The organism is Pseudomonas sp. HLS-6 TE3448, from assembly GCF_053629555.1.
In genome coordinates, this window is the sequence record NZ_JBRJIO010000001.1 from 3,946,269 (window position 1) to 3,954,868 (window position 8,600).

At 63.2% G+C, this 8,600-nt stretch carries 1 protein-coding gene; it reads right to left on the minus strand.

The genetic code is table 11. The features are described from left to right. Positions 1-65: 65 nt before the first annotated feature. On the minus strand, positions 66-8,594 hold the full coding sequence (locus AB7M23_RS18215; protein ID WP_454241592.1) for an amino acid adenylation domain-containing protein: 8,529 nt from the start codon (positions 8,592-8,594) through the stop codon (positions 66-68). Positions 8,595-8,600: the final 6 nt, after the last annotated feature.

An 8,600-nucleotide genomic window follows, 5' to 3' on the forward strand; every position in this document is an offset into this window, starting at 1 on the left:
TCAATGAAGCCAAAACCACGTGCATGGACCCATCCAGGCACGTGGTTAAGTTGCGCTCAAACCATTCAGGCGCCAGGCAACACCTCAGCCAGGCTGCGCAGGAACACTGGCTCCCGGACGATCCCGGCATGACTGCCCTCGATCTCCTGCCTGCTTTGCGTCTGCACGCCAATCCCCCGCTCCAATGCGGTCTGCGCAGCCATGGAAACCTCTGCCACTTCGCTTGACCACCAGCACTGCGGTGCCACATCGCAAGGCTTCAATGTGCAGTTAGCCGTCAGACCATTGAGGTGGCGCATCACGGCGAAACCTTGAGCGATATCCCCCTGCTCGATACGCGGCGCATCGCCACGTGATTGTGCGACCGCCCAGGCCAGTACGCCCTCGATCAACTCGGCATCGCTGCAGCCCTCGCGTCGCGCCTCAGCGATACGAGCCTGGACAGCGGCCAGCGGCACATCGCCGAACAACTCCACCAGGTAACGGGCAAAACCGCTGTCCAGGTCGGCGTGCTGCGCCTCACCCGTCGCAGCACCCACGCCAGGAACGAACGGGTCGACCAATCCAAGGAAGGCTACCGGTTCACCGGCCTCACGCAGCAACCGCGCCATCTCCACCGCGAGGGCGCCTCCCAGGGACCAGCCCAGCAGGTGATACGGCCCCTGCGGTTGAACCAGGCGAATCGCCTGTACATAGTCGTGGGCCATCTGCTCCAGAGAGCTGTCGCGCCAGCTCGGCTCTACAAAACTGCGGCACAACAAACCATCAACCTGCCAGGTCGCTTCCAATGCACGCGCCAGGGGGTAGTAACCAAACAGCGTGCCGCCGCCCGGGTGTACACAAAACAGCCGAGGGGCTCCTGCGCTGGCCTGATTGAGAGGCACACGCGGCGACACCTCGGCAGATGCCCCCTGCACCCGTTGCAACAGCTCACTCAAGCGCGGGTACTGCATCAGTTGATCGAGCCGGACCTTCAGGCCCAGTCGGTCTTGCAGTGCAGCGGTCAAGGTCAATGCCAACAGCGAATGGCCTCCGAGGTCGAAGAAGTTATCGTCAAGGCCCACACGCTCTACCTCCAGCACCTGCGCCCAGATACGGGCAACAGCCTGTTCAGTATCAGTCTGCGGCGCCCGATACTCACGGCCTGCAGCAGCGTCCGGCTCGGGTAGCGCGCGCCGGTCGAGCTTGCCGTTGGCCGTCAGTGGCAAGCTCGCCAACACCACGATCTGTGCCGGGACCATGTATTCCGGCAGCCGTTCGTGCAGGTGGGCCTTGAGCTCGTCCTGAATCGCCGGGTCCGGGCTGGCGACATAGCCCACCAGCCGGGGGCCACCGGCCCCTTCCTTGACCAGCACCGCCGCTTCGTTGACCTGCGGGTGGCTTTGCAACTGCGCTTCGATTTCCCCCAGCTCGATGCGGAAACCGCGAATCTTCACCTGCTGGTCGATACGCCCCAGGTATTCCAGGCTGCCATCGGACAGGCGCCGGGCCAGGTCGCCGCTGCGGTACAGGCGTTGGCTGGCATCGAACGGGCTGGCGATAAAACGTTCGCTGGTCATTTCCGGGCGATTCAGGTAGCCACGGGCCAGACCGGCACCACCGACGTACAACTCACCGGCAATGCCGACCGGTTGCGGGTTGAGGTCCGCATCCAGCACGTGCAGGCTGAGGTCGGCCAACGGTCGGCCAATCGGGCTCGGGCCTTTATGGGCAAGGTCTCGCTCGGTGATTTCCCGGTAGGTCACATGCACCGTGGTTTCGGTGATGCCATACATATTGATCAAGCGCGGCTGGCGATCACCGTAGCGCTCGAACCACGGCCGCAGGCTTTCCAGTTCCAGGGCTTCGCCGCCAAAAATCACGTAACGCAGGCTCAACGGCGCCGTGTTTTTCTGCGCCAGCGGGATCAACTGACGGAACGCCGACGGCGTCTGGTTCAACACCGTCACGCCCTCGTCGACCAGCAACGCCAGGAACTCTTCCGGTGACCGGCTGGTGAAATACGGCACGATCACCAAAGTGCCGCCATGCACCAGGGCGCCAAAGATTTCCCACACCGAGAAATCGAAGGCATAGGAATGGAACAGGGTCCAGACGTCGTCTTGGGTGAAACCGAAATCGCCCTGGGTGGCCTGGAACAGCCGCTCGACGTTGCGCTGGGTCAACTGCGCGCCTTTCGGTTGGCCGGTCGAGCCAGAGGTGTAGATCACATAGGCCAGTTGCTCCGGGTCGATGGTGACCTGTGGTGCGCTGCATGGCTCTGCAGAAAGGTCCAGGGTGTCCAGCGGCAATACCTGTACCGGCAACTGCAGGTCCAGGCTGGACAAGCTGATGACCTGTTGCAGGCCGGAGTCCTCGACCATGTAGGCCAAGCGCTCTGCCGGGTAGTCCGGGTCTAGCGGCACATAGGCACCGCCGGCCTTGAGCACAGCCAACAGGGCGACGATCAGTTCCGCTGAACGAGGCAAGGCCACGCCGACCAGCACATCAGTGCCCACGCCCAGGCGTATCAGCCGATGGGCCAGTTGGTTCGCGCGCTGCTCCAGCTCGGCGTAGCAGAAGCTGACACCCTGATGACGAATCGCCACGGCGTCAGGGCGCAGGGCCGCCTGTTCAGCGATGCGGGCGGATACCGGCACGAACGCCGGGAAATGCTGCTGCACTGCGCTCCACTGGGCCAACTGTCGCAACGCCACGGCATCGTTGAGCGGGATACGCCCCAACGCAACCTCGGCATCCTGGGCCATATTCAGCAAGATCTGCCGCAACTGCCCATCCAGGCGCATCAGTGTGGCTTGATCAAAGCATGAACAGTGGTAGCTGTAGCCGATCTCAAGGCGTTCACCGAGGTTGACGGTCAGGGCCAGCGGGTAGTTGGTCATCTCCAACTGTTCCATTGGGCCAAAGCGTGGGCCGCTGTCCGATGCCTGACGCAATGCCGCATCCACCGGGTAGTTCTCGAACACGATCAGCGTATCGAACAGGCCTTGGCCACCCTGCCCGGCCCAGCCCTGTATCGCGTACAGCGGTGTGTGTTCGTGCTCGCGCAGCGCCAGGTTGTCGGCCTGCAGCTTGCGCAAGTAGTCGCCCACTGCCTGCCCGGCGTCGAGCCGAACCAGTAGCGGCAAAGTATTGATGAACAGCCCCAGCCAGGATTCGGCGCCCTCCAGCTGTGTCGGACGCCCAGCCACGGTGACACCGGTGCACACGCTCTGCAGGCCGGTATAGCGTTGCAGCAACAGCAGCCATGCGCCCTGTACCAAGGTGTTGAGCGTAATCCGCTGGCGCTGGGCGAACGTTTGCAGAGCGGCCGTCTGCTCGACCGTCATTGCCTGTTTCCAGTTGCCCGAGCCCTCGCCGGCTGCAGGCGCGACCATGGTATTGGCCAGCAGGCATGGCTCATCGAGCAGGCTCAAGCGCTCACGCCAGAACGCCTCGCTGACGGTTGCATCCTGAGCCTGCAACCACTGGATGTATTGGCGATAACCGCCAGTGACTGGCCGCAGGCTGTGCGGGTCGGCATAGGCCTGCAGCACCTCACCGATCAGTTGGGCGCTACTCCAGCCATCAAGCAGCAAATGATGGCTGGTCCAGATCAGCCGGTAACGTTCGGGCTCGAAACGGATCAGGGTCAAACGTAGTAAAGGCGCCTCGTCCAGCTCAAAGCCACGGGCGTGATCGGCAGATGCGAATTGCTGCAACAACGACTGCACGTCACCCCGGTCACGATAGTCAAGTACCTGCAATGGCACCGCGACCTGGCGCCGAACCACTTGCAGCGGTTCAGGTAGATCACCGCGCCAGACAAAGCCCGTACGCAAGATGCCATGGCGTGCCAGCGCTATGTGCCAGGCGGCGCGAAAACGCTCGACATCCAGGTTGTCGACATCCACACAAAGCTGATTCACATAGGTTCCGGCCTCGGGTGCGTACAACGAATGGAACAGCAGGCCCTGCTGCATCGGTGCCAGCGGGTAGATGTCCTCAAGTGCATCAGCGCCCAGCGGCAGGCCATCAAGTTGCGACTGGCTCAAACGTACCAGCGGAAAGTCACTCGGCGTCACGCCGCCAGTACCGGCCTCCAGACAATGGTCGAGCAGCGCCTGCAAGGTGTCACGGTAGTCATCCACCAGCGCTTGCATGCGGGCAGTGCTATGGCGGGAGGTGTCAAAGCGCCAACTCAGGCTCAGCTCGCCGCCATAGACCTGGCCATTGATTTCCAGGCGCCGAGCCGGGCCGGATTGCGCGCCATGCTCACGACCGGCAGACTCAACGGCCGGTTGCAGCAAGCCGCCTTCAGCAAAGCTGCCATCGAACTGGCCGAGGTAGTTGAAGGTGATGTCAGCCCGCGGCAATGCCTGCATCGCGGCCCGGACCTGTGGCGTACCGAGGTAGCGGAGTGCGCCGAAACCGACGCCCTTGTGAGGTAGATTGCGCAGGGCCTCCTTGCAGCCCTTCAGTGTCGTTGCCGGATCGCTGTGAGCGCCAAGGCGCAACGGGTACAGGCTGGTGAACCAACCGACGGTACGGGTCAGGTCGAGGCCATCAAACAACGCCTCGCGGCCATGGCCTTCCAGATCAACCAGCACGCTAGGCTGCCCGCTCCAGGCGCACAAGGTACGGGCCAGGGCCGTCAGCAGCAGTTCGTCAATGCGCGTGCGGTACGCCGTGTTCGCGGTTTTCAGCAACTGGGCGGTGCGGGCCTTGTCCAGGGTCAGGGTCAGGCTTTCGATACCGCCGCCAGGGGTACCATCTTCGGGGAACTGATCCACGGGGCCGGCCAACTGCTGTTGCCAGTAGGCCACTTCCGTTTGCAGCACCTCGTCGTGGGCAAAGGCTTCCATGTGTTCGGCCCAGTACTTGTAGGCGCTGGTCTTGGCTGGCAACGGTAACCCGGCGTAGGCCTGCTGCAGATCCTCCAGCAGAATGCGCCACGACACGCCATCAACCACCAGGTGATGCACCACCAGCAGCAAGCGGGCCGTACCATCGGCCAGCCGAATATGCACGGCGCGCAGCAGTGGGCCGTCTTGCAGGCTGAGGCTGGCTTGCGCTTCGTCGCAATGGGCGGTGATTTCTGCGGCAGAAGACGCTTGGCGCTCCCACAACACGCCCTGTTCGTTCGGAGCTCGATGGTGTTGAACCCAGCGGCTCCCCTCCTGCTGCCAGCTCAAACGCAACGCGTCATGGTGCGCCACCAAGGCCTGCAAGGCACGGCTCAGCGCCTGGCTGTCCAGCGGTTGCGCAGCCTTGAGCAGCACTGACTGGTTCCAGTGGTGCCGCTGAGGAATCGGTTGTTCAAAGAACCAGGCCTGAATCGGCGTCAGCGGCACCGCGCCACTGACCGGGCCCTGATCAATGGCCAACCCGCCTTCCAGCGGTTTGGCCGCACGCGCCAGGGCTTGCAGAGTCTGGTGTTGGAACAGGTCTTTGGGCGTCAGCGCCAAACCGGCCTGCCGCGCACGGCTGACCACCTGGATCGAGACAATGGAGTCGCCACCCAACTCAAAGAAGTTGTCGTGCAGCCCGACCTGTTCCAGCCCCAGCACCTGTTGCCAGATCACGGCCAGTGCAAGTTCTTCCGGCGTGCTTGGCGCCTGATAAACCTGGCTTTCCCACACTGGCTCCGGCAGGGCCTTGCGGTCCACCTTGCCATTGGGGGTCAGCGGGAAGCGTTCCAGCACCAGGATCTTGCTCGGCACCATGTAGTCCGGCAACGCATCCTTGAGCTGTGCTTTAATTTCATCGCCCAAGCCATCATCGCGGCTCGACACCACGTAACCCACCAGGCGTTTGTCGCGTAGCAGCACCACCGCCTCACCGACGTCGGCATGGGCCTGCAGCCGCGCTTCGATTTCACCCAATTCGATGCGGTAGCCGCGCAGCTTGACCTGTTGGTCGATACGCCCCAGGTATTCCAGATTGCCGTCGGCCAGCCAGCGTACACGGTCGCCGGAGCGGTACAGCCGGCCACCGGTGGTGGAAAACGGGTCGGGCACAAAGCGCTCGGCGGTCAGGTCTGGGCGCTGGTGATAACCACGGGCCAGCCCTTCGCCGCCAATGTACAGCTCGCCCGCCACACCCGGTGGCAGCAGGTTAAGGTCGGCATCGAGCACGTACAGGGTGCGGTTGCCGACCGCACGGCCGATGGGGGCGTACGGTGTTTCGCACGGTACATTACCGTCTGCCCGCCACAGGGTCGGGGTGACGATGGTTTCCGTCGGCCCGTAACCGTTGATGATGCGCGGCGCTTTCAGGCCACGGCGCAGCAGCTCGAAGGTCTCCCGCGACACCGCTTCGCCACCAATGGTGCAGGAGCGCAGCCGCAACGACTGCGGATGCGCCAAGGCCCACTCGGCCAGTTGATGGGCATAGCTGGTGGGGAAATAGGCCACGGTAACGTCTTGGTCCACCAGCGTCTGGTAGCTCTGCTCTGCCGAGATCAGCCCCGGGCCACGCAGCACCAACCGGGCACCGAACATCATCGGCGACAACCACTGCTCCACCGCGCCGTCAAAACTGATCGAGGCAAAATGCAGGGCAATGTCTTCGGCGCTCATGCCGTACAGTTCCCCAGCAGCACGACAGTGCATGCTCAGGGCACCGTGCTCGACGGTCACGCCCTTGGGTTGGCCGGTCGAGCCAGAGGTGTAGATCATGTAGGCGCGTTGCTGCGGGGCGACCGTTAGTAACGGCGCCTGTGTTGGCGCGCAGCTCAGGTCCAGCTGGTCCAGGGCCACGACTTCGACGCCTTCCGGCCACTCCAGTGCCAGCGCGGCATCGCTCAGCACCCACTTCAGGCCCGCGTCCTTGGCCATGTAGGCCAGGCGCTCGGCCGGGTACTCCGGGTCCAGCGGCACGTAGGCGCCCCCGGCCTTGAGGATCGCCAACGGGGCGAGAATCAGTTCCAGCGAACGGTCCAGCGCGACGCCAACCAGGGTTTCCCGGCCCACGCCCAGATCGATCAAGCGATGGGCCAGCTGATTGGCACGCTGCTCCAGCTCGGCGAAGGTCAACGAGCGCTCGCCGCACACCAGCGCCACGCCGTCGGGACGCAAGGCGGCTTGCTGGCTGATGGCCTCATGCACCAGCGGCAGGTGTGGCGTAACCTCCGCTGGCTGGCTCCAAGTGTGCAGTTGGCGATGCTCGTCATCGGTCAACCAGTCCAACGCCAGCAACGGTTGCTGCGGTTGCTCCATGACTTGGCGCAGCACCGCCTCAAAACGCTGAGCAAAGCGCTCGATACTGGCAGGCAGGAACACATCCACGGCATAGGTGAACGACAGCACAATACGCCCGCTATCGTCTTCGCTGCTGTCCAGCCCCAGGTCAAACTGAGCGGCGGTTTCCACCTGATCCAAGGCTTCCAGGGTCAGCCCCGGCAGGTGAGCCAATGCGCCAAAGCGCTGCCGCTGATGGTTGAACAGTACCTGGAACAACGGGTTGTGGCTCAGGCTGCGTTCTGGATGCAACGCCTCAACCAATTGTTCGAAGGGCAGGTCCTGATTGGCCTGGGCGCCAAGGGCCCGTTCGCGTACCTGCTCCAGCAGGTCGGCAAAGCCTGCGTGGCTATCGACCACGCAGCGCAGCACCTGAGTGTTGACGAACAGACCGATCAACCCCTCGATTTCCAGCCGATTGCGGTTGGCCGTCGGCACGCCGATACGCAGGTCGCACTGGCCACTGGCCCTGTGCAGGCAGACGGCAAAGGTCGCCAGCAGTATCTGGAAGGTCGTCGAGCCCTGTGCCTGAGCGAACTCGCGCAGGCGTTGACCGAAGGCTTCGTCAAGTACACGCCGCTGCTGGGCACCGCGATAGCTTTGCACCGCTGGGCGCGGGAAGTCCCCCGGTAGCTCCAGCACCGCTGAGGTATCCCCCAACTGAGCCGTCCAGTACTCGAGCTGGCGTTGCAGCTCGCCGGCTTCGAGCCACTCGCGCTGCCATTGCGCATAGTCGGCGTACTGCACCGGCAACCCCGGAAGGTCCAGCGCATGGCCTTGAACACTAGCGCTATAGGCGGCAGCAAACTCATCCACCAACACGTTCATAGACCAGCCATCGGCAATGATGTGGTGCAAGGTCAACAGCAGCGCGTACTCGTCATCGGCCAAGGTCAACAGGGTGACCCGAAGCAACGGACCGTTAGCCAGGTCGAAGGGTTGCAAGGCTTCGGCTTCAACGGCGGCAGCCAGGGCTTCCGGGCCCTGCCCGCGCAAATCAATCGACCTGATGGCCAGGGGCGTCGGCGCATCAATCACCTGCCGTGGCTGTGCATCGGCATCTGCGATAAAACGGGTGCGCAGGCTTTCGTGACGCGCCACTAGCCCATCGAAAGCGTTCTGCAGCGCATTTCGATCGAGTTGACCACGCAGGCGCAGCGCGCCCGGAATGTTGTAGGCACTGTTGGCCGGCTCCAGTTGCGTGAGAAACCACAACCGTTGCTGAGCATAAGACAAGGCCAGTGGCAGGGTGCGATCAGCCGGGCTGATAGGCATCTGCGCAAACAGGTCGATACCTTTCTTCTTCAAGAGTGCGGCCAGTGCCTTGCGTTTTTCAGGGGCAAGGTCTTTCAAGGATGCGATCAGGCTTTGCATAAATTC